Origin of the sequence: Paraflavisolibacter caeni, assembly GCF_025628885.1 — a bacterium.
In the GTDB taxonomy this organism is placed as follows: Bacteria; Bacteroidota; Bacteroidia; order Chitinophagales; family Chitinophagaceae; genus Flavisolibacter; species Flavisolibacter caeni.
On record NZ_JAOTIF010000001.1, the window covers coordinates 562,937 to 583,359 of the forward strand.

At 42.1% G+C, this 20,423-nt stretch carries 15 protein-coding genes and 1 tRNA gene; 8 read left to right on the forward strand and 8 right to left on the reverse strand.

What is annotated here, in order from left to right:
- Window positions 1-90 precede the first annotated feature (90 nt).
- From OCK74_RS02395 to OCK74_RS02405, 3 genes are all read left to right on the forward strand, one after another.
- The gene (locus tag OCK74_RS02395) at window positions 91-1,131 is read left to right on the forward strand and encodes a sensor histidine kinase (RefSeq protein WP_279295386.1); all 1,041 of its coding nucleotides are present in this window, start codon (window positions 91-93) and stop codon (window positions 1,129-1,131) included.
- A 65-nt stretch (window positions 1,132-1,196) separates the two neighbouring features.
- Window positions 1,197-1,928 carry a LytR/AlgR family response regulator transcription factor gene (locus OCK74_RS02400; protein WP_279295387.1) on the forward strand — a complete coding sequence of 244 codons (732 nt, stop codon included), beginning with the start codon at window positions 1,197-1,199 and terminating at the stop codon, window positions 1,926-1,928.
- Window positions 1,929-1,977: 49 nt separating this feature from the next.
- Window positions 1,978-2,937 carry a M20/M25/M40 family metallo-hydrolase gene (locus OCK74_RS02405; RefSeq protein WP_279295388.1) on the forward strand — a complete coding sequence of 320 codons (960 nt, stop codon included), beginning with the start codon at window positions 1,978-1,980 and terminating at the stop codon, window positions 2,935-2,937.
- On the opposite strand, the gene OCK74_RS02410 is transcribed toward OCK74_RS02405, so the two are convergent.
- Entirely contained in the window at window positions 2,930-3,676 is a 747-nt protein-coding gene (locus OCK74_RS02410; RefSeq protein ID WP_279295389.1) for a phosphoglycerol geranylgeranyltransferase, read from the reverse strand. The genes OCK74_RS02405 and OCK74_RS02410 overlap by 8 nt on opposite strands.
- 682 nt (window positions 3,677-4,358) lie before the next feature.
- On the opposite strand from OCK74_RS02410, the gene OCK74_RS02415 reads away from it, so the two are divergent.
- Window positions 4,359-7,688 (forward strand): vitamin B12-dependent ribonucleotide reductase, encoded by a 3,330-nt coding sequence (locus OCK74_RS02415; protein ID WP_423803128.1) that lies wholly within the window; start codon window positions 4,359-4,361, stop codon window positions 7,686-7,688.
- Between the two features lie 126 nt (window positions 7,689-7,814).
- Here the strand turns inward: OCK74_RS02415 and OCK74_RS02420 are convergent, their stop codons facing one another.
- The 6 genes from OCK74_RS02420 to OCK74_RS02445 form a co-directional block, all read right to left on the reverse strand.
- On the reverse strand, window positions 7,815-8,009 hold the full coding sequence (locus tag OCK74_RS02420) for a hypothetical protein (protein WP_279295391.1): 195 nt from the start codon (window positions 8,007-8,009) through the stop codon (window positions 7,815-7,817).
- 38 nt (window positions 8,010-8,047) lie between these two features.
- Window positions 8,048-9,289, reverse strand: a complete 1,242-nt coding sequence (gene clpX / locus OCK74_RS02425; protein WP_279295392.1) for an ATP-dependent Clp protease ATP-binding subunit ClpX — start codon at window positions 9,287-9,289, stop codon at window positions 8,048-8,050.
- A 268-nt stretch (window positions 9,290-9,557) separates the two neighbouring features.
- A complete protein-coding gene (locus tag OCK74_RS02430; protein ID WP_279295393.1) occupies window positions 9,558-10,241 on the reverse strand; it encodes a ClpP family protease in 684 nt (227 codons plus the stop codon).
- A gap of 135 nt (window positions 10,242-10,376) precedes the next feature.
- Window positions 10,377-11,081 (reverse strand): ClpP family protease, encoded by a 705-nt coding sequence (locus tag OCK74_RS02435; protein WP_279295394.1) that lies wholly within the window; start codon window positions 11,079-11,081, stop codon window positions 10,377-10,379.
- A 315-nt stretch (window positions 11,082-11,396) separates the two neighbouring features.
- Window positions 11,397-12,767, reverse strand: a complete 1,371-nt coding sequence (tig, locus tag OCK74_RS02440) for a trigger factor (protein ID WP_279295395.1) — start codon at window positions 12,765-12,767, stop codon at window positions 11,397-11,399.
- Window positions 12,768-12,971: 204 nt separating this feature from the next.
- Window positions 12,972-13,053: transfer RNA gene (locus OCK74_RS02445), tRNA-Leu, on the reverse strand.
- Window positions 13,054-13,240: 187 nt separating this feature from the next.
- Between OCK74_RS02445 and OCK74_RS02450 the strand changes: the two genes are divergently transcribed.
- From OCK74_RS02450 to OCK74_RS02465, 4 genes are all read left to right on the forward strand, one after another.
- Entirely contained in the window at window positions 13,241-15,481 is a 2,241-nt protein-coding gene (locus OCK74_RS02450; protein ID WP_279295396.1) for a RelA/SpoT family protein, read from the forward strand.
- Between the two features lie 457 nt (window positions 15,482-15,938).
- Window positions 15,939-17,462, forward strand: coding sequence for an adenylosuccinate synthase (locus tag OCK74_RS02455; RefSeq protein WP_279295397.1), 1,524 nt, complete (start codon window positions 15,939-15,941; stop codon window positions 17,460-17,462).
- 172 nt (window positions 17,463-17,634) lie between these two features.
- Entirely contained in the window at window positions 17,635-18,027 is a 393-nt protein-coding gene (locus OCK74_RS02460) for a hypothetical protein (protein ID WP_279295398.1), read from the forward strand.
- Window positions 18,028-18,099: 72 nt separating this feature from the next.
- Window positions 18,100-19,341, forward strand: a complete 1,242-nt coding sequence (locus tag OCK74_RS02465) for an anthranilate synthase component I family protein (RefSeq protein ID WP_279295399.1) — start codon at window positions 18,100-18,102, stop codon at window positions 19,339-19,341.
- Between the two features lie 35 nt (window positions 19,342-19,376).
- On the opposite strand, the gene OCK74_RS02470 is transcribed toward OCK74_RS02465, so the two are convergent.
- Window positions 19,377-20,399: a lytic transglycosylase domain-containing protein gene (locus OCK74_RS02470; RefSeq protein ID WP_279295400.1), complete on the reverse strand. Its 1,023-nt coding sequence runs from the start codon at window positions 20,397-20,399 to the stop codon at window positions 19,377-19,379.
- Between the last annotated feature and the right edge of the window lie 24 nt (window positions 20,400-20,423).

A 20,423-nucleotide genomic window follows, 5' to 3' on the forward strand; every position in this document is an offset into this window, starting at 1 on the left:
AGGTGTGGAAATTTTCCTTTTAAATCAGATATTCCCCGTTGGTATATTTATACGCTTTGATGCCATGCACTGAAAAAGTAGCTTTGCTATATGAAGCCATCTAATGCCCGTTATTGGACTTTTCAATTCGTTGGGTGGGGTGTATATGCTCTGATTAGCATCTTTTTCGCCATTTTATTTGACCAATTGAGCCGGGAAACTATTTTCCGTGTCCTTTTCTTTGTAGAAATAGGTATTATCTTCTCTCATTTGATGCGGATGATCATCCGCCGCTCATCAATTTTATTGAGAAGCCTCCAGCAGCAGGTAATTATCTTCATTATTCTGACGATTACATTTGCTATCCTGATGGCTATGATCCAAACACCATTCGAACAGGTGTGCGATCTGTGGCTAACCATCAGGAATAAAAAAGCGGCCTTTCATAAGCTGTTCTTTTACAATTTCAGTACAGGTGTTTCCTTGTTGTTTATCTGGAACCTTATCTACTTCATGTACCATTATATCATGAAAAGCCGGAAGCAGCAAATGGATACCCTGCAATTGGAAGCCATGGTAAAGGAACTGGAACTGAAAACGATCAAGGCGCACATTAACCCTCATTTTATATTCAATGCCTTGAACAGTATCCGCGCCCTGATTGATGAAAATCCGGAACGGGCAAGGAGAGCAGTTACTGAATTGAGCAATATTTTACGAAGCAGCTTGAAAACAGAGAAAGGGGAAACTGTTAGTCTGAACGAAGAGCTGAAAATAGTAAAAGACTACCTGGCCTTGGAAAATATGCGCTTCGAAGACCGGCTGAAAGTGGTCTATGACGTCGAAGATAGAACCTTGGAAAAACAAGTGCCGCCAATGATGTTGCAGACCCTGGTAGAAAATGCGATTAAGCATGGAATCAGCAAACAGGTTCAGGGTGGTATGGTGAAGATCATTTCCGGAATAAAAGATAATTACCATCTGTTGGCTGTACAAAACACAGGGCATTTGAATGGGGGTGCAAATCGTGCCGGTTTCGGGTTTTCTAGTACCCAGGACAGACTGCAACTGCTTTTTGGAAATAAAGCCAGTTTTGAAATTAGGCAGCTAAACGAACAATTAGTAGAAGCAAAGGTGATGATACCTGCTTAAAATAATAAATCTTCAACTGTAAAGCTTAATTCCATACTCCAAACAATAAATTATAAATTCATCCAATGAAAGCAATAATTATTGACGACGAACGTCTGGCAAGAACAGAATTGCGAAAACTGCTGCAGGATTTCCCGGAAATAGAGATCGTGGATGAAGCGGCTAATGCTGATGAGGGGCTTTCCAAAATCGAAAACCTGAACCCTGACCTGATTTTTTTGGATATCCAGATGCCTGGCAAAACTGGATTCGATCTGCTCAACGAATTGGATCGCGCTCCTCATGTGATCTTCACAACTGCATATGATGAATTTGCCTTAAAAGCATTTGAAGTAAATGCTTTGGATTACCTGTTAAAACCCATAGAACCCAAACGTCTGGCTGATGCTATTCACAAGTTGAATGCCGCAGAAAATAGTAACAGCAATAATACAACTGCCACTGATGCCAACAGGAGCTTGCTTACTGAACATGACCAGGTTTTTGTAAAGGATGGCGAACGCTGCTGGTTTGTTAAATTAAGCGACATCCGCCTGTTTGAAAGCGTTGGGAACTATGCAAAAGTGTTCTTTGGCAATAATAAACCACTGATATTAAAATCACTGAATGCCTTGGAAGAGCGCCTGGACGAAAAAGTATTTTTCCGCGCCAATCGAAAGCATATTGTGAATATGCGAATGATTGATAAAATAGAGCCCTATTTTAACGGGGGCTTACTTCTGGAGTTAAAAGGGGGAGAAAAAATTGAAGTAAGCCGCAGGCAGACTGTGAAATTTAAAGAAATGATGAGCCTGTAAAAACGGCTGCAATATTCCAATATCCTAATTTTCAATATCATTATAAGCCATGCTAAAAGCAGCCATTTCCTTTTTACTCATTTCCTTTCACTTCATTGCTAGTGCTCAGGCAAAAAGTATTGTATTTGAAGCAAAAGAGGCCGAAAAGATCATCAAGGTCCTGGCTGCAGACAGTATGCAGGGTAGAAAAGCTGGAACCCAAGGCTGTGAAAAGGCAGCCCTCTTTATCGCTTCAGAATTTCAACACATTGGATTGCAACCCATAGCAGGTGGCCAGTTTTTGCAAACATTCAACCTGAAACCTGGACAATCTTTATCTGGCGAAGGTCCAAAATTGAATAATGTTGTTGGCATTCTGCCGGGTAAAACAAAGCCCGGGGAGTTTGTCATTTTCTCTGCACATTTCGATCATTTGGGTGTTGGGGTCCCGGAAAATGGCGATAGCATCTATAACGGAGCCAACGATGATGCCGCAGGCACCACTGCTGTGATCATGCTGGCACAGTATTTCAAGCAATTAGCAAACAACGATCGTACATTGGTCTTTGCTGCCTTCACCGCTGAAGAAATTGGAGGTTTTGGTTCCCAGTACTTTTCTAAGCAATTCGATCCGGCCAAGGTAGTTGCTATGTTTAATATAGAGATGATTGGCACTACATCTAAGTGGGGTAAGAACACTGCCTACATTACCGGTTTTGAAAAAACTGACATGGGTAAGATCATGCAGAAAAATCTGAAGGGAACAGCTTTCTCTTTTTACCCTGATCCTTACCCGGAACAGCAATTATTTTATCGCTCCGACAATGCAACTCTAGCAAGGCTGGGTGTTCCTGCGCATACAATTTCAACAGCCAAAATGGATGATGAAAAATATTACCATTCTGTAGAAGATGAAGTTGAAACCCTGGACTTGAATAACATGGTGCAGATCATTAAAGCCATAGCAGAGAGTAGCAGAACCATTATTGCAGGAAATGATACCCCTACCCGCGTTCCTGCGCTTAAATGACAACCTTAGCCTGCACCGCTGCTGCCATTTCTTTAATGAGTAGAATGTCTTTTTCAATGGCATTGCCTACAACAATAACATCTGCGCCTGCTTTGCAATTGAGATACGCTTTTTCTGCATCACGGATACCCCCGCCAACAATTAGTGGTACATCGATGTTTTTTGCAACAGCTGAAATCATTTCTTCAGAAATGGCTTTTTTAGCACCGCTGCCAGCATCCATATAAATCAGTTTCATGCCCAGCATCTCGCCCGCCATAGCCGTACATAAAGCAATATCGCTTTTATCAGAAGGAATAGGAGTCGCATTGCTGATATAAGAAACCGTAGTAGGCGCTCCGCCATCAACAACCATATAACCTGTAGAAATTATCTCCAACCCACTCTTTTTTACAAAAGGAGCAGAGATAACATGTTGCCCGATCAATAATTCAGGATTTCTGCCAGAAATGAGAGATAAATATAACAAGGCATCGGCATGCCTGCTGATTTGTGAAGGACTGCCTGGGAACAGGACTACAGGAATATTACATTGTTTTTTTATTTCTAAAACAATTTCATCGAGCTGATTGGAAATCACAAGGCTGCCACCTACAAAAAAATAGTCAGCACCTGATTCCAAGGCTAAATCAATTACAGCATGTAATGAAGATTTCCCTGTTTTGTCCGGGTCTATTAAAATGGCAAAAGACTTTTGTCCGCTCTTTTTCTTTTCCAGTAACGATTGATAAACAGTCATCCACAAGGGTTATGTTGCTGCAAAAATGCAAAAAAGTTTTTGGAATCCGGGATGGTTAAAAAGGACTGGTACAATTGATGCTGCCAAATAGATCATTTTGGAGTCTTTTTTTGATCTTTTTCATGTATAGAAAATCGTCACCGCTAACAAAGAATTATGATATAATGTAACGGGTGATTGCATGGATTTTTAACATAAATACTACCGCTTCTTTTAAATATTTTTCACAGAAAAAACGTATATTAAAGGACTTTCTGGTAGTTAAAAATTATTTTCCTGACTACCAAAAAAAAATATCCTCAAATATTCCAAAAGGAGGTGCATAAATTCTGAAAATCACTACCAGCTTGCTTTTTACGATTTGTTCACCTGATTTATGCACACGTGTGCATATCTATGGCCCTGTATTTTCACTTAGTAAAAATATTTTCGTTCTCCCGCAAAACTTTTGAGGATGGAAATGAATCTCTTTCAAGACTTATTTGATAGTCCAAACAACTTTGAAAACGCTAAGGATTCAGAGAATCCAGTGAAGAATGTCGAAAACTCAGCAAAAGCTGCTGAAAGTTTAGCTCCAAAAGCTGATACTATCGCAGAGATTAAAGCTGAAACAACTGCACAGAATATTGAGACTCCTAAGGAAAAGGAGCCTCCGAAAGAAAAGAAAACTAAACTCAACAATATGGCCAGTGCAAAGAAAACCACGACCAAAGGATTAACCTTCCAACGCAAATTCACCAAAGAAGGTACTTCTGTATTTGATCTCTTCGAGTACGACTACCGCACTTCTGTCATCCGCAATCCAAGCGGAGAGGTTGTGTTTGAAATGAATAATGTGGAAGTTCCTAAGGGCTGGAGCCAAATTGCTACGGACATTCTTGCCCAGAAATACTTCCGTAAAGCGGGCGTGCCTCAGCCGGATGGTACTACCGGGCGTGAAACTTCGGTAAAGCAAGTTGCTCACCGCATGGCTAACTGCTGGAGAGTTTGGGGTGAAAAATATGGCTACTTCGCCAGTGCAAAGGACGCAGAGGTTTTCTACGAAGAATTGGTATATAGCATCCTTGGCCAGATGTGTGTACCCAATTCTCCACAGTGGTTCAACACAGGATTGCACGAGAGCTATGGGATTACAGGGAAGCCTCAGGGACACTATTATGTTGACCCTAAAGACGGTAAGTTGAAGAATTCTACTTCAGCTTATGAAAGACCACAACCTCACGCTTGCTTTATCCTGAGTGTTGATGACGACTTAGTTTCTGATGGCGGTATCATGGACCTGTGGGTTCGTGAAGCCAGAATATTTAAATACGGATCTGGTGTTGGTACAAACTTTTCTAACCTTCGCGCTGAAGGTGAAAAACTGAGTGGGGGCGGCACTTCTTCAGGCTTAATGAGTTTCCTGAAAATTGGTGACCGCGCTGCTGGCGCTATCAAAAGCGGCGGAACCACACGTCGTGCAGCCAAGATGGTTTGCCTCGACCTGGACCACCCAGAGATCGTTCAGTTTGTTAACTGGAAAGTAGAAGAGGAAAAGAAAGTAGCTGCTTTGATTGCTGCTGGTTACCCTAGCGACTACGAAGGTGAAGCTTACCGTACAGTGAGTGGCCAAAATTCTAACAACTCAGTACGCATCCCTAATTCCTTCTTCGAAAAATTGGAAAAAGGAGAGGACTGGGAACTAACCGCACGTACCGACGGCCGCGTTATGAAGAAAGTTCCATCCCGTGAACTGTGGAACCAGATCGCTTATGCAGCCTGGCGTTGTGCGGATCCCGGTACCCAATACAATACAACCATCAATGAATGGCATACCTGCCCAGCTGGTGGCGAAATCAGGGCCTCTAACCCTTGCAGTGAGTACATGTTCCTCGATAATACTGCTTGTAACCTGGCTTCAGCCAACCTGATGAAGTTCTTTGATACTGAAAAGAACATCTTCGACGTAGAAGGCTTTGAATATACCTGCCGTTTATGGACAACCGTTCTGGAAATTTCTGTGTTGATGGCTCAATTCCCTTCTAAAGAAGTGGCTCAATTAAGCTATGAATACAGAACGCTTGGTTTGGGATATGCCAACCTCGGTACCATGCTGATGGTAAGCGGTATTCCTTACGACAGTGAAAAAGCCCGCGCTATTGCCGGTGCCATTACAGCCATCATGACAGGTACGGCTTATAAAACTTCAGCTGAAATGGCGAAGAACTTGGGTGCTTTCGTGCGCTATGAAGAAAATAAAGCTTCGATGCTGAAGGTAATGCACAATCACCGTTTGGCCGCCTATGATGCAGATGAATACGAAGACCTGAGCATTAAGCCTCAGGGCCTGAAAGCAAAATATTGCCCTGACTATTTACTGAAAGCTGCTTGCAAAGCTTGGGATGAAGCTGTTGAACTGGGTGAAAAATATGGTTACAGGAATGCTCAGGCAACTGTAATCGCTCCTACAGGCACTATTGGTCTGGTAATGGATTGCGATACCACCGGTGTAGAACCAGACTTTGCATTGGTGAAATTTAAAAAATTATCAGGTGGTGGTTACTTCAAGATCATCAACCAGTCAGTTCCTGTGGCCTTGAAAAACCTGGGCTATGACCAAAAACAAACAGACGCCATTATTAAATATGCCGTAGGTAGCGGTACTTTCTCTGGCGCGCCTTACATCAATCACCAGACATTGAGCGAAAAAGGATTCATTGAATCTGAGATTAAAAAGTTGGACGCAGCTGTTGCTTCTGCTTTCGAGATCGGCTTTGTATTCAATGTATATACATTAGGCGAAGAATGTCTGAAACGTTTAGGCTTTGCTCCGGAACAATACTACGACTTTGGTTGGAGTCTTCTCGAAGCACTTGGCTTCACCGATGAACAAATCGATGCAGCTAATGACTTCGTATGTGGTACCATGACAGTTGAAGGTGCTCCATATCTGAAGCCCGAACACCTGCCTGTATTTGACTGTGCAAATAAATGCGGTAAGAAAGGTGAGCGCTATATCCATGCACACGGCCATATCCGTATGATGGGTGCTACACAACCTTTCATCAGCGGTGCGATCTCAAAGACAATCAACTTGCCGCACGAAGCAACAATTGAAGAAATTGAAGATGCTTACATGTTAAGCTGGAAATTGGGCTTAAAAGCGTGTGCGCTTTACCGTGACGGTTCTAAATTGTCTCAGCCTTTGAGCAATAAGAGTGATAAAAAGAAGAAAGAAGGGGAAAATGGCAAGGACGAAGAGGCGCAGGTAATGGAAGCTGACCTGGGTATTATCGACATGGGCAAGCTGACCATTGAAGAATTACTGGATGAAGTGCAGAAACGAGTACAGGCATCTCCTGATACACAGCTGAAACGTCAGTTGGCTATGATCGTTGAAAGACGTGCGCTGCCTGCAAAACGTAGAGGCTTTACACAAAAAGCTAAGATCAACGGCCAGGCAGTATTCCTGCGCACTGGTGAATATGCCGATGGTACTGTGGGTGAGATCTTCATTGATATGGCAAAAGAGGGGGCTACAATGCGTAGTATGTTAAACTGTTTTGCGATCTCAATTTCGATAGGTCTCCAATATGGAGTTCCATTAGAAGAATTTGTAGAGAAATTTGTTTTCACTAAATTTGATCCAGCAGGCTTTGTTGAGCATCCAAACATTAAGTCAACAACTTCGATTGTTGACTTCATATTCAGAGTTCTCGGTTATGAATACTTGAATAGAACCGACCTGGTTCACGTTCTTGATAAACCGGAAGTAATGAATACTGGTGAAGACGATTGGGACGAACCGGTTAGTCAACCAGAGTTGTCAAGTGTTCGGGTTGTTGCTCCTCAAAGCGTAAAAACTCAAAAAGTCGCTGTTAAAGATGAAAATGCTGGCCTAGGTGCTGTAAACGTTGCCGCCCGCAGCATGCAAAGCGACGCTCCTGCTTGTAATACCTGTGGTCATATTACTGTAAGAAGTGGTACTTGCTATAAGTGCCTGAACTGTGGTAATAGCATGGGTTGCAGCTAAAGAGAGTTTACATTTCTGGAGAAACCAAATGTACCCAAATAAAAATCCCGTTAGCAACGGGATTTTTTTTGTTTAAAAAAAGAATATAAAATTTAGCTTAAATATTAAACAGATTCAATAAGTCTCTTACTTATTTCCAAAAATACTCTCTACTGCGCCCTGCAGCATTGGATACTTTTCTACAACAAAATCCTTAAGTGTTTCAAGCACATTATTCGCTTGCTCATCTGACAGCCCAGCCCTTTCTTTTAATCTGTCTACCAATTCATTTACCTGGCCTTCAGCCTTTCCTTTGTTCATACCAAACATGTTGTCAAACATAAATTCTGATTTTAATGATTAAGATGTTTATCTCCCGACTATGCTACCTTTAGCAAACTCAGTTTGCTCTTATCAAACTTACGGGTGGCATAATCAATATCTACAGTAAAGAACTTTTCTTTTGAAGAAGGAAGTTCAAACATGGCATCGGTTAAAATGCCTTCACATATACTTCTTAAACCCCTCGCTCCAAGCTTGTATTCCATAGCTTTTTCAACCATGAAGTCAAGCACTTCATTTTCAATCGTTAATTGGATGCCTTCTAGCTCAAACAGTCGGACATATTGCTTGATCAATGCATTCTTAGGCTCTGTGAGGATCGACCTTAATGTGATCGCATCTAATGGATCCAGGTGAGTAACCACAGGAAGACGTCCCAATAGTTCGGGTATCAGGCCAAACGCTTTCAGGTCCTGTGCATTTACAAAACGGAGCAGGTTTTTCTTCATGTTCTCCTGCAACTGCTTGTCTACATTAAAACCAATCGTATTCGTTTGTACACGACGGGCAATGATCTTATCAATGCCGTCGAAAGCACCGCCGCAAATGAATAAAATATTCTGTGTATTGATCTTGATTAGCTTCTGTTCAGGATGCTTACGGCCTCCTTGTGGTGGCACCAATACATCGGTGCCTTCCAGAAGCTTCAGCATGCCCTGCTGAACACCTTCTCCGCTCACATCGCGGGTGATCGAAGGATTATCTCCTTTGCGTGCTATTTTGTCAATTTCGTCGATGTACACAATGCCGCGTTCTGCAGCTGCTACATCATAGTTACAAACCTGCAGCAGACGGGTTAAAATGCTTTCCACATCTTCACCTACATAACCTGCTTCGGTAAACACAGTAGCATCAACAATAGCAAATGGTACATTCAGCAGTTTCGCGATTGTCTTGGCCAGTAAAGTTTTACCTGTACCGGTTTCCCCAACCATTACAATATTACTCTTGTCAATTTCAATCTCGTGGCTCGAATTCTCGGCTGTTTTATATTGTAAACGTTTATAATGGTTATAAACTGCCACAGCTAAAACCTTTTTAGCCTCATCTTGCCCAATTACATACTCATCCAGAAACTTCTTGATTTCAATAGGTTTCTTTACGGTGAGCTTAAAAGAAGAAGGTGCCTTTTCGTCACGGATCATCAGCTCCTGGTCAATGATTTCACGGGCGTGCTCTACACAATTTTCGCAAATGTGCCCTTCCTGGCCCGCAATGAGGATTTTGACCTCATCCCGGCTTCGGCCACAAAAGGAACAGTGTAATAAGTTTTTAGCCATTAACAGTTGATTAATTTATTTATATAGAAGGCTTATTTAATAAGAACGCTGCTTAAAGCATTCTGCAAAATTAAAAAACCGTTGGCTCAGGACAACGGTTTTTTAAAGGATTTAAGAAAGAATTAGTCTGTTTATGAATGATTTATTAAGTCAAAGTGTTTATTATGTTTGATCTTTCATAACAAGATCTTTACATTTTCTTTACACTTCTCTTCAATTTCCACTCATCAATAACTAATAATCAATCATCTATCATCAGTCATCTCTCCTAATACAGCTTGTCTATAATCTTATCCACAATACCATACTCGATGGACTTCTGCGCATCCATCCAATAGTCGCGGTTAAAGTCTTTCATAACCTTCTCAAACGTCTGACCTGTGTTATCAGCCAGAATACGGGCCCCCATTTCTTTGGTGCGTTTGATCTGTTCCGCATGGATTTCCATATCAGCACTCACACCTTGGATATGGCCGCCCAGTGAAGGCTGGTGGATCATAACCTCTCCGTTTGGAAATATAAACCTGCGCCCTTTAGTGCCTCCACTCAGTAAGATACTTCCCATAGATGCTGCCAATCCCATACAGATGGTACTTACAGGCGATTTGATCATGCGCATGGTATCATAGATCACCATGCCGCTGGTAACTGAGCCGCCAGGGCTACTGATGAAAAACTTGATCTCTTCTCCTGACTTATCAGCTTCCAACAACATCAGTTTGGTTACGATGTCCTTAGCCGATTTGTCATCAACTATGCCCCATAAATAAATGCTGCGGGTTTGGAAAAAGTACTTTTCCAGTCTCTTGTACAGCATCTGGGTGTCCATTTGGGCACGTTCTTCTCTTTCTTCCTCTGTCTCAGGTTCTTCCGGAGTTCCTGGTTCCGGGCTTGGCTGAGGTTGTGGTTGCATCAGTGGTAAGCGGCTATATATGTCGTCTTTTAAAAACATCTTTTGTCAAATTTTAAATATAAGAACTTGATTATCTACCTATTCGAATCTTATTAAAATCCAATCCCATTTCTCATCATTTTCCCAATTCTTCATCCGGTCCCTTTCCAAATAATTCGTCATTCGTCTTTCAAATCATCCCTTCAACTCTGCTTTCTTCTCTTTCCTCGCGTTTACCAGCAACACTTCATCAACAAAGCCATATTCCTTAGCTTGCTCAGAAGTAAGCCAATAGTCACGGTCGAAATCATCTTCTATCTGTTCTATCGATCTGCCGGTATGACGGTTCACTATTTCATAAAGTTCTTTCTTCAACTTACGGATCTCGTTCACAGTAATTTCAATATCACTGGCCTGGCCGCCAATCGCACCACTAGGTTGGTGCATCATGATCCGTGAGTGTTTCAATGCAGCACGCTTTCCCTTTGTCCCAGCTCCAAGAAGTACACACGACATGGAAGCTGCTACTCCAATACAAATCGTTGAAATATCAGGGGATACAAACTGCATCGTATCATAAATGCCCAAACCGGCATATACACTTCCACCCGGCGAATTGATGTACATATTAATATCACGGGTGCGGTCGGAAGAATCTAAAAACAAAAGTTGCGCTGTTACTATATTACCTACCTCGTCACTGATGGGATAGCCAAGGAAGATGATGCGGTCCATCATCAAACGGCTGTATACATCCATAACAGCTACGTTCATGGGCCTCTCTTCAATGATGTTCGGTGTTAAGGCAGTTACCATGTGCTTGGAGTAACTGTTAAGGGTATTACTTGACATGCCGAGGTGCTTCACGGCATACTTTTCAAATTCTGATTGAAAACTCATATCGTCTAGTGTTAATGATAAAGCAATTTAAGTGTTTGTGTCATACCAAATACTGTGCTATATAAAAAATGCGACAAAAGGGCAGAGCACAAAAAGAGGCAAGAGCTTCTTTACCATGAAAGATATTCGATAAAAAGTAGAAAAGGAAATGTATTCTTTAATAAGATGCTTCTTTACAGCCAAGGACTCAAAAAAAATGGAGAACTGAGCGATCAGTTCTCCATTCTATAAACTATATAAATTAATAATAATTCTTATTCTATTTCCTCCCTCTCGCTCTTCATTAATTCGTTATTCAAATCATTCATCATTCCATTAATGATGATGATGCTGATGCTCTTCATTCATCTTAATGAACTCTTCCTTGCTAATCGGTTGCTCAGTAGCATTCACCTTAGTTTCAGCCCATTCAAACAACCTTTGAGTTTGAAGACGGTTGAATGCATCTTCAACATATTTCCTGTCTTTCATCATACGGTCGATGTAGTCACGAACCCAATCCTGCTCTTCATCAAGGGCGCTCGCACCCATGTATCCAAGTAATTGTTGCTTGGCAAAATCGCGCACATCTTCCTGTGTAACCTTGATATCATTTTCCTGGATCAATTTGTCTGTGATCAGGCTCCACTTCAACTGGTTGATGAATGCAGGGAACTCGTGCTCTACTTGTTCATCAGTTTTAGGCTGGTTGTTCTCTCCTTGCGTTTTGATCCAGCGTTTCAGGAAGTCTTCAGGGAAGGACACTTGTGTGTTATCCAGCAATACGTGGTACAACGTATGGTGCAATTGATTGCGGGTTTCAGAATCCCATTGTGCCTGAAGCCCTTCTTTTACTTTATTGCGGAAAGCTTCCTCTGTTTTGATTTCTTCAGCAGGGAACAATTGAGCAAAGAATTCTTCATTCAACTCACGTGGTTCTACAAGACCAACTTTTGTAATGATCAATTTAAAATTCTTTCCTGTTGCACTGTCCAGGCCAAGATCATTTACGATCCACTCTTTTTCTTTATCACCGAAAACTTCTTCCAGGTTTACTTGCAATACGTCATCATTCTTCTTTCCCATAAGGTTGGGGCGGAATTCTTCTTTGAAGTATTTTACAAGCAGGGAATTATCTTTTCTGATGCCACCTTCAATTTCGTTGCCCTCTGCGTCGGTTTCCACAAAAGTTACATTCAGCACGTTCTCATCGCTGTTAACAGACTCAGGTTCAGTCATATTACCAAAGCGGGTGCGCAGGCGCTCCACTTCTTCATTCAGCATTTCGTCTGTGATCTCCACTTTGTAGCGGGTAGGGGTCTGTTGAGACAGTTCCGGAGTTTTTACCTCAGGCTTCATGCCCACTTCGAAAGTGAAAGTATAATTGATTGGATTGTTGACATCCAGTTGTCCAATGTTGAGATCTACAGGCAGTGGCTGTGCAAAAATGTCAAGCTTCTCTGCGTCAATGTATTTGAAAATTTCACGATCCACTACACGCAGCACTTCATCAGTGAACAGGGAAGGACCATACATTTTTTTGATAAGGCCGGTAGGAACCATGCCTTTTCTGAAGCCAGGAATATTGGCTTTCTTGCTATAATCTTTTAATGATTTCTCAAAAGAAGGCAGATAATCTTCTTTATTGATAGTAACACTTAAATGCTTGTGTAAAGGAGCAACCTCTTGCTGAGTTACTGTAGCCATAAATTTCTATTGTTGTATAGTTGTAATAACGAACAAGGAACAAAAAATAAAGAACTTAAATGAAGGTTCACTTTTCACGCTTCAATGTCCATCATTTTATATTGAACATTGAATGTAGACCTCCTAATACGGATCAGGAGCATTTTGAACATTTTCTTCACTTCATTAATCTTTATTCCTTGTTCCTTTTCGACATTCGTCCTGTGCGGATGGAGGGACTCGAACCCCCATGCCTCGCGGCGTTAGATCCTAAGTCTAATGCGTCTACCAATTTCGCCACATCCGCATTACTGATTTGAAGTTCTTAGCTATTCGTGCTCTTCGATATTTTAATTGAAATAATTCGACTTTGAACACTGAACTTTGAACCTTCAATTCTCAATCGGGTTGCAAATGTAGGGGTTTTTACACAAGTTGTTAATCCTTTTTCTTGTTAAAAAAAACAGTTAATAAAAAACCTAAATTCGTGACGTATGGAGACTGTCGCGCAAAAGCCTAAATATAATTTGAATGAAGAGCAGGAAAAGAAACTGATCCTGAGGGAGTATCGTGCCCTGCAGCGTGCCCTGAAGTCCCGTGCTAAGTCCGGCGACCGGAAATTGATACGTCATGCTTTTGAAATGGCCGCCGATGCGCACAAAAGTATGCGTCGCAAAAGTGGCGAGCCTTATATCCTGCATCCGCTGGCTGTAGCTCGAATTTGTGTGGAAGAAATCGGTTTGGGTATCCGTTCTACTATTTGCTCCCTTTTACACGATACTGTAGAAGATACTGATATATCCCTCGATGATATTCAACGCGAGTTTGGTAGCGAGATCGCTAAAATTGTGGACGGCTTGACCAAGATTTCGAACGTAATTGATGTCAATGCCTCACAACAAGCCGAAAATTTTAAAAAGATTCTCTTAACCCTTACGGATGATCCAAGGGTTATTTTGATAAAACTGGCCGACCGCCTGCACAATATGCGCACGCTCGATAGCATGAAGCATGAAAAGCAGTTGAAGATTTCTTCCGAAACCGTTTATGTATATGCTCCCCTGGCACACCGCATGGGGTTGTATAATATGAAGACGGAAATGGAAGACCTGGCCATGAAGTACCTGGAGCCGGATACCTATAAGGAAATCGCCCGTAAGCTGGCCGAGACCAAAAGGGAGAGGACCCGCTACATCAACGAATTTATCAAGCCCCTCAAGGATAGCCTGGATAAGGAAGAGATGAATTTCGAAATATACGGGCGCCCGAAAAGCATCCATTCCATCTGGAATAAAATGAAAAAGAAAGGCGTGTCCTTCGAAGAAGTATACGACCTCTTCGCTATCCGTATTATTTTGAATTCTCCTCAGGAAAAAGAAAAAGAGGACTGCTGGAAGGTGTATTCGATGATTACAGACCAATACAACCCTTCTCCTGAGCGTCTGCGCGACTGGTTGAGCAATCCAAAGAGCAATGGTTATGAGGCGTTGCATACGACTGTAATGGGCCCACAGGGCAAGTGGGTAGAAGTGCAGATCCGGACAAGACGTATGAATGAAATCGCCGAAAAAGGACTTGCCGCTCACTGGAAATACAAAGAAGGTACCCACAACGAAAACCGTTTTGATAAATGGTTTACCCAGATCCGGGAAGTCATCACCAACCAGGATGTTGACTCTGTCGACTTTCTGCAGGACTTCAAGCGTAGCTTCCTTGCCGAGGAAATTTATGTCTACACTCCTAAGGGCGACGTCAAAATGCTGCCCATCGGTGCTACCGCGCTCGACTTTGCATTTTTAGTGCACAGTGAGGTCGGAGCTAAATGTATCGGTGCTAAGGTTAACCACAAGCTGGTGCCTATCAGCCACAAACTGCGCAGCGGTGACCAGGTGGAGATCATTTCTTCCAACAAGCAAAAGCCTTCCGAAGACTGGTTGAATTTCGTGGTAACCGCCAAGGCTCGTACCAAGATTAAGGACGCCCTGAAGGAAGAAAAGAAGGCAGTGGCCGAGGAAGGAAAATATACACTCCAGCGCAAGCTCGAGGGGATAGGAGCTACCTTCAATCACCATAATATCGATGAGCTGATCAGCTGGTATAAAGTAAACTCCGGTCTCGAACTTTATTACCAGATCGCAATAAAAAATATCGATCTCAAAGACTTAAAGGAATTCAAGGTCATTGGCGATAGGCTGGAAGCACCTAAGCCAGTAGTGAAACATATCGAACCTAAATCGGAAATTATCCATCCGGCCCTTCCAAAGAAGGATGCTGAACTGGTGATCTTTGGCGAAAGCAGCGATAAGATCATGTACAACTTGGCCAATTGTTGCAAACCCATCCCAGGCGATGATGTATTTGGCTTTGTAACCACAGGCAAAGGCTTGACCATTCACCGCACCTCCTGTCCCAATGCTACCAAGCTGATGTCCAACTACGGGCACCGCATTGTCAAAACGAAGTGGGCTAAGAACAAGGAAATATCATTCCTCACCGGCCTTAGGATTGTTGGTATGGATGACGTTGGTATCATTAACAAAATTACCAATGTGATCAGTGGAGATATGGGCCTCAATATTTCCGCCCTGACGATTGAATCAAAAGAAGGTATTTTCTCGGGTAGTATCAAGCTATTTGTTCATGACAAAGAAGAACTGGATGAACTGGTAATCAGCCTCAAAGACCTGAAAGGCATCCACTCTGTCGACCGCTTCGATGCAGAAGCAAACGCTTAAATGATTAATAGAAAAATAAAAGTTCAATCAAGTCTATCTCATAACAATTCAACCCCATCTTACAACAATCGGATGGGGTTTATTATTTCAATAGTCAAAACCATCTCCTTCAGGCAAATCTGACCGCTTTTGCCTGTTTATCCTCCTAAAATCAACTCATCCTTCGTAGATCAAGTATACCTGAAGCATACCATCAGTATACCTAAAGTAGGGCTACAGTATTCCTGCTGTATCCCTGGAGTATAGTTGAAGCATACCTGAAGCATACTAACAGCATACCTGAAGCACGAAACAGATTTTGACCCCCTAATCCCCAACTCATCCCTGAACCATACTTACTCCCTACCTACTCCGTACCTAAGCCGTACCATAGCCGTACATCAGCCGTATCTAAGCCGATGCTACTTCGACTATCCTTCGACCATCTTTCGACTCTGCTTCGATCTGAATTGAGCAAATGCTCATAAATAAGGGGAAAACAACCTACAGGCAGAACGCCCAAAAAGCCCTGAACGGAGTCAAGGGAACTGCGCCTAAAGGTACAAAACCAACCCCCACCCTCCAAGTTTTGAACCCCCTCCCTTTACACTTCCTTTTATTCGTTATTCCCAACGTTACCTGGTTCTTCCCAAACTTTGAACTTCAACCCGCTAACTTCACCCTCAAAACTGAGATTTCCCCTACTTTTGCCACTCAATTTAATAACTCCTCTATGGTTGATGTTATACTGGGTCTTCAATGGGGCGATGAAGGCAAGGGTAAAATAGTAGATTATTTCGCATCTCAATACGATGTAATTGCTCGTTTCCAGGGCGGTCCTAATGCTGGTCACACGCTTTATGTGGGTGACAAAAAGATAGTGCTTCACCAGATTCCTTCTGGTGTATTCCACCAGGGTACTGTAAATCTGATCGGAAATGGTGTGGTATTGGATCCGGTAACCCTCCGTCGCGAGGCTGAAACCGTAGCAGCTTTCGGTGTTGACCTCCGCAAGAACCTTTTTATTTCTGAGCGCACCAATTTGATCCTGCCTACACACCGTGCATTGGATAAAGCTGCTGAAATGGCTAAAGGCAATGAAAAGATCGGTTCTACTTTAAAAGGTATTGGACCTGCCTATATGGATAAAACGGGCCGTAACGCTTTGCGTGTAGGTGACTTGTTGCATAAAAGCTTTACAACGTCTTATATCAAGCTGCGCCTGAAGCACCAAAAGCTTCTGGACAATTACAACTTTACAGAAGATCTTACTGCCTGGGAAGAAGAATTCCTGGATGCTATTGAATTCTTGCGCAGCCTGAATATTGTAAACGGCGAATACTTTATCAATAATAAGATCAGCGAGGGCAAAAAAGTACTGGCCGAAGGTGCACAAGGAAGCATGCTGGATATCGACTTCGGTACTTTCCCGTTTGTAACTTCTTCCAACACAATTTCTGCCGGAGTGTGCAATGGATTAGGTGTTGCCCCACAGAAAATCAAAGAAGTTTTCGGTGTATCCAAAGCATATTGTACAAGGGTAGGTAGCGGTCCTTTCCCAACAGAATTGGAAGATGAAACTGGTGAGCAATTGCGCAAGATTGGTCATGAGTTTGGTGCTACTACCGGAAGACCTCGTCGTTGCGGTTGGATGGATCTGGTAGCCCTGCAATATGCCTGCATGATCAATGGCGTTACTCAGGTGATCATGACCAAAGCTGACGTTCTTGATGCTTTTAGCGACCTGTCTGTTTGTACATCTTATAAGATCAACGGGAAAGAAGATACTCAGGTGCCATTCCAAATGACCTGGAACAAAATCGAACCTGTTTACCAAAGCTTTAAGGGCTGGAATACTGATACAACAGGAATCAAAGAGTCTAATGCTCTGCCTCAGGAAATGAAGAATTATGTCGCTTTCTTAAATGAAAAATTGGGAGTGCCCATTAGCTACATCTCCAATGGACCTGGTCGTGATCAGTTAATTAAAGTAAATAAATAATATGATGAATCTGTAGCTTGAAATTGAGAATTTGGAAATAAATTTGCAAGCTTCAGAAACCAGATTACCAAAAACTGATTTCAAAGTCTTTTAGAGGCAACAAAAAAATGTTTTTGAAAATTTGGCTAATTAAAAACTTCGCTGAAATTTTACACCGCTTAATGTTACGAATATGTCGATACTAACTGTAGAACCAATGTTTGAAGAAAGCACATTGCTGGATACTTTAATAGCACAGGCCAAAGGAAGAGCCCCCAAAAAGAAAGTAGAAGATGATGAAGCTTCTATTGAAGAAGAAGTAGCTCCAAAGAAGTCCGCTACAAAGGCTCCTGCAAAGGATGAAGACGAGGATGATTTTGATGATGAAGAAGATATGGATATAGATGATGAAGAAGATGATTGGGATCCGGACTTCGAAGAGTTTGATCTGCCTAAATCTAAAAAAGGCGGTGGCAAGAAAGGGGAAGAAGAGGAGGAGGATGTTAAGTTCGAAGATGATGAAGACTTCAAAGACATGGATCTGTTTAACGACTCGGGCTTTGATGACGAAGACGAAGACTTTTAATTCATTATTTAATTAAATATCCTGGCTAAGAGAAGCTATTCAGTTAGTGATGTAGTGCAGGTAAAAACAAAAATGTTGAACTGGGCTAATCAGTTCAACATTTTTTGTTATTTGGATAACCTGCATTATAATTTCCAGCCACATTATTACGAATGTTTATTGGCTGTTGGCGTCCGTGCATTGATAAGCTCGGATACAAGCGATGTATCTGAACTTGACCACTTCCTGGCAATGCAAAATGACTGGAGTTGCGGTCACATTGCCTACAACCTGAAATCAAGTCTGCATGGCTTAAGCAATAACAAGCCCGACTCATTACATTTCCCTGATTTTTTCTTTTTTGTTCCTGAAGTAATCCTGACGATCAATGGCAATGAGCTTTGTATTGAAGCTACATCTCCGGAAGAAGTATACTTACAAATCATGCAGCAAGAAGAGCATGCAATACAGCCACATGCTAATTTAAATATCCAGCAACGTATCACCAGGGCTGAATACTTGCAAACCATCAGGAAACTGCAGCAACATATTTTGAGAGGTGATTGTTATGAGATCAACTTCTGCCAGGAGTTCTATGCAGAAAAAGCTATCATAGAACCTCTTTCTATCTATCAAAAACTCATTGCTGTTTCTCCTACACCTTTTTCCGCTTTATATCGACTGAATGATAAATACCTTATTTGTGCCAGCCCTGAACGATACATCGCCAAAGAAGGAACAAAAATTCTTTCACAGCCAATGAAAGGCACTGCAAAAAGAAATCTGGATGATGAAGCAGAAGACAGGCGATTAAAAGAAGAGTTGCTGGCTAGCTCTAAGGAGCGGGCTGAAAACGTAATGGTGGTAGACTTAGTACGCAATGACCTCTCAAAGATTTGCAAGGGTGCTACAGTAAAAGTGGATGAATTGTATGGAATTTATACCTTTCCTCAAGTGCATCAGATGGTTTCCACTGTAAGCGGAGAATTGGATGGCAATGTTCCATTTTCTGCCATACTCCCTGCTACTTTTCCAATGGGCTCTATGACTGGCGCACCAAAGTACCGCGTAATGCAACTGATAGATCAATACGAGCCTTCCAACAGAGGCATTTTCTCCGGTTCAGTTGGTTATATTGATCCTAATGGCAACTTTGATTTCAACGTGGTGATCAGGAGTATTATGTATAATGCCTCGAACCAATACCTGTCTTACCAGGTTGGATCTGGTATTACTTTTTACTCTGATGCAGAAAAAGAGTGGGAAGAATGTATGCTCAAAGCGGAAGCGATAAAGAGAGTGCTGGGTGCCGAGTTAACGATTCTTCATGGATGATTACTAATCATATTGACCCGGCCTAAAACAATAAATTACCTGCCGTCCATTGTTAGCATTAAACGAATAGATTGCTCCAGTATTTGTGGTTTATTTGCCTGGAACAATAACATTTTATCTGAAGGTAAACGCATGTCATAACTTCCATTAGCTGACAGTAACTTATCAAAGTTTGGATTCAGGCGGTTGAATGCCACCAGGTCTATTTGAATCACTTGTGCAATAATCAGGGAATTGTATTTACCGCTTACATTCATTGTTTCAGATTTGTCATCATCAGCCGCAGGCTTAAGCGCCTCATTCAGCATGAAGTTTTCCCTTTCCTTTTTTGTCAGCGTAGTAACCCCACCATCACCTTCCATAATATAGTGAGTGGCAATAAACTTCTTTACATGGTTTCTGGATTCCTCCGGCAGGTAGTATTGCAGATCCCAGAAGTTGCGGCTGCCGCTTCGGCGCATTGCTGAATATACATTTCCTGGACCTCCATTATAAGCTGCAATCACCAGGAGCCAATCACCAAATAGCCCATACAACTGGGTCAAATAACGGGCAGCAGCATGTGTACTTTTGAAAAAGTCAGTACGTTCGTCGTTTAAAGAATTTACTCTTAATCCCATGTTGCGTGCCGTTTCAGGCATAAACTGCCAGGGCCCAACTGCACCGGCCCATGAAACTGCATAAGAATGAAGATTGGATTCAATAACAGATAGATATTTTAACTCATTTGGTAAGCCGTGTTGTGTCAGAATGCCGTTCATCAGGTCGAAGTAAGGCTTACCCCAGCCTTTCATGTCATATAAGTGGGCACTATAGCGGTTCATATAATCCTGAACAAAGTTTAGTGCCAGGGGATTCAGTTTATTGACATTTAAGCCCTTTGCCGTAGTTCTGACAAACAGGTCTTTGAATCCTTCTTTGGGATCAGCAGGTATCACCCCCTTAATTAGTGAGTCGTGCAGGATGTAGTTTGCTTCGCCTCCTTGCCAGGTTTTAGCTGCAGTATCTTTAATGAAAGACCCGGTGAGGAATATGGCTAACAATAAAACTTTCTGCATTACCAATTTTTTAATGAGGCACTT

Coding starts and splice junctions, on each gene's coding strand:
- OCK74_RS02395 (WP_279295386.1), top strand. CDS start 91: ATGAAGCCATCTAATGCCCGTTATTGGACTTTTCAATTCGTTGGGTGG.
- OCK74_RS02400 (WP_279295387.1), top strand. CDS start 1,197: ATGAAAGCAATAATTATTGACGACGAACGTCTGGCAAGAACAGAATTG.
- OCK74_RS02405 (WP_279295388.1), top strand. CDS start 1,978: ATGCTAAAAGCAGCCATTTCCTTTTTACTCATTTCCTTTCACTTCATT.
- OCK74_RS02410 (WP_279295389.1), bottom strand. CDS start 3,676: ATGACTGTTTATCAATCGTTACTGGAAAAGAAAAAGAGCGGACAAAAG.
- OCK74_RS02415 (WP_423803128.1), top strand. CDS start 4,359: ATGGCCAGTGCAAAGAAAACCACGACCAAAGGATTAACCTTCCAACGC.
- OCK74_RS02420 (WP_279295391.1), bottom strand. CDS start 8,009: ATGTTTGACAACATGTTTGGTATGAACAAAGGAAAGGCTGAAGGCCAG.
- clpX (WP_279295392.1), bottom strand. CDS start 9,289: ATGGCTAAAAACTTATTACACTGTTCCTTTTGTGGCCGAAGCCGGGAT.
- OCK74_RS02430 (WP_279295393.1), bottom strand. CDS start 10,241: ATGTTTTTAAAAGACGACATATATAGCCGCTTACCACTGATGCAACCA.
- OCK74_RS02435 (WP_279295394.1), bottom strand. CDS start 11,081: ATGAGTTTTCAATCAGAATTTGAAAAGTATGCCGTGAAGCACCTCGGC.
- tig (WP_279295395.1), bottom strand. CDS start 12,767: ATGGCTACAGTAACTCAGCAAGAGGTTGCTCCTTTACACAAGCATTTA.
- OCK74_RS02450 (WP_279295396.1), top strand. CDS start 13,241: ATGGAGACTGTCGCGCAAAAGCCTAAATATAATTTGAATGAAGAGCAG.
- OCK74_RS02455 (WP_279295397.1), top strand. CDS start 15,939: ATGCTCATAAATAAGGGGAAAACAACCTACAGGCAGAACGCCCAAAAA.
- OCK74_RS02460 (WP_279295398.1), top strand. CDS start 17,635: ATGTCGATACTAACTGTAGAACCAATGTTTGAAGAAAGCACATTGCTG.
- OCK74_RS02465 (WP_279295399.1), top strand. CDS start 18,100: ATGTTGAACTGGGCTAATCAGTTCAACATTTTTTGTTATTTGGATAAC.
- OCK74_RS02470 (WP_279295400.1), bottom strand. CDS start 20,399: ATGCAGAAAGTTTTATTGTTAGCCATATTCCTCACCGGGTCTTTCATT.